This is a genomic window from uncultured Romboutsia sp. (assembly GCF_958366745.1).
GTDB lineage: Bacteria > Bacillota > Clostridia > Peptostreptococcales > Peptostreptococcaceae > Romboutsia > Romboutsia timonensis.
The window spans coordinates 1-2,548 of record NZ_CATXCO010000294.1 but is presented as its reverse complement, the minus strand read 5'-3'; the positions used below and the strand labels follow the sequence as shown (position 1 = coordinate 2,548).

General features: G+C 26.1%; 2 protein-coding genes. Both read left to right on the top strand.

From position 1 onward, the window contains the following. Positions 1-452: SpoIIE family protein phosphatase (locus Q5F54_RS12925; protein ID WP_302334569.1), on the top strand; the 452-nt coding region annotated here is incomplete at its 5' end. Between the two features lie 327 nt (positions 453-779). Continuing rightward, positions 780-2,548, top strand: a 1,769-nt coding sequence (locus Q5F54_RS12920) for a M3 family oligoendopeptidase (protein ID WP_302334568.1), incomplete at its 3' end; no start/stop codon positions are given.

The following is a 2,548-nucleotide window of genomic DNA, read 5'->3' as shown; positions in this document are numbered from 1 at the left end:
TTATAAAAACTATTAATAATATGCTTTTACTTAGCAATTCAGATGAGATTTTCTCAACACTAGATCTTGGGATTATTGATTTAAAACAAGGACGATTAGAAACTGTTAAAATGGGTGCTTGTTCAACTTACATCAAGAGAGCGAATAACGATGTAGATTTTATATCGTCATCATCTCTACCGGTTGGGATTTTATCTGAAATTAAATTAGATAGACACAATTACAAGCTTAATGATGGAGATTATATTATCATGGTTTCTGACGGGATTATAGACGCGGGTAAAAATAATGATATCGGTGAAAATTGGTTGATTTACTTCCTGAAAAAATTAAACACTTATGATCCTAAAGAGATGATCGATAAAATAATGGATAGAGCTTTGGAGTTACAACTTGATAAAATAGAAGATGACATGACTGTTATGGTGACTAAAGTAAATAGATTAAAATAAATTTAATACTTAGTAGCATAATACGAGTATTGATATAAATGAGAAATATTGAATTCGCATCCCAGCTATCTATAAAAACTATAGATAACTGTTAATATATAGATTAGAAGTATTGGTAGGGAGGAAAAAAATTCACAATTATATAAAAAATATACGAGCATAGAATAATTGGAATCACTCGTTTTTAGAGCGGGAAAAGGCTTGTTGATATGTTGATAATATTGTGGATAACTAGATTATAAACTGTATAAAACTAATAAAAATTGAATAATAAAATAAAAAAAAGTCATCCTAATATTAAGTAATTATAAGAAAGGATGACTTTTTATGAGCAAAAAGTTAAATAAAATAGTAATTATAGTATTTGCAACGGTTTTAGTGAGCAGTATTTTTTATGGAATAAATAAATTTAATCAAAAAGAAAATTATATTGAAGCATCATCGAAAAATAGCAAAGAAACAAATTGCCTATTAGACATCAATAATTATAAAAGTGTGAGGTCTATTTTAGATGATAAAAACAACAAAGAAAATAAAGAAGATGAAGAAACAAAGTCCAATTATAAATATGTGACTTGGAATTTGCAATCTTTATACCCATCTGATGAAGTATGGGAAAAGGAGCTATCAAAATTTGAAAAAGACATAAATGAATTAGATAATTATACTGGGAAAGTAACTAAATCAAAAACCCATTTTATATCAGCACTTAAAATTAAAGAAAAGCTCGATATAAAATTAGAAAAATTATATGCTTATGCAAAATTAAATAAAGATATAAATAAAAACTCTTATAAATATTTAGATATGATAAATAAGGTAGGTACAGCAGACTCAAAATACAGTAGGATTTGTTCAGATTTAGAATTAGAAATACTTAAATTACCTGATTCTACATACAATGAATATTTAAAAAGTAAAAAAGTAAATAAAAGATATAAAATGTATTTAGAAGAAATTCGAAAAAGCAAAGAACATTATTTAGATGAGAAATCAGAAGATATTATAAATAAAATGGGAAATATAGTTTCACTGCCATCAAATGTATATGATTTATTTACGAATATGGATAAAAATAGTGAGGATACACCATCAGAGTATTCTTCTAAAATTAGATCCTCAGATAGAAATACTAGAAAAACAGCATTTACAAATGAATTTGTTATATATAATGACAATATTAATACTTTATCAGGATTATTAGTTGGTCAAGCAAATAAAAATATATTTTTCTCTAATGTAAGAAATTATAATTCAAGCTTGGAAATGTATTTGGAAGGTGACGAAGTAGACACAAAAATATATAACAATTTAATAGATACAGTAGGAAAAAATAGTGAGAGCTTGCATAAGTATATTTCTCTAAGAAAAAAATTATTAAACATAGATAAAGTACATTATTATGATATGTTTGCCCCTATAGTTGAAGAACAAAATTCAGAAATATCATATGATAAAGCTATATCACTTGCTTATGCAGCATTAGGCCCACTTGGAGACCAATATGAAGATATTGCATATAAAGCATTTAATGAAAGATGGGTAGATGTATATTCTAATGAAAATAAAGTGGGTGGTGGATATTGCTTATCTGTATATGCAAACCATCCATATATATTACTTAACTATGATAATTCACTAGATTCTGTATCAACTTTAGTACATGAATTAGGACATGGAGTATATAGTTATTTAAGTCAAAAGAATCAAAAATATTATAATGCTCAACCATCAATATTTACTCATGAAGTAGCATCAACTACAAATGAGGCATTGTTATATGAGTTTTTAATAAAAAATGCTGGAAATGACAAACAAAAAGCATATTATATAACTCAATATATGGACTTTATAAAAGATACACTTTATACACAAACTATGTATGCTGAGTTTGAAAGAGATGTTCACTCTATGTTAGAAAATAATGAAAATGTAAATACATTAGTATTAAACGATTTATGGTCACAATTATTAAAAAAATATTATGGAAAAGACTTTGAAGTAGACCCATTGGCTATGATAGGATGGTCCAGAATACCACATTTCTATAATAGTTTTTATGTTTATAAATATGCAACAGGTTGTAGCAGTGCTAT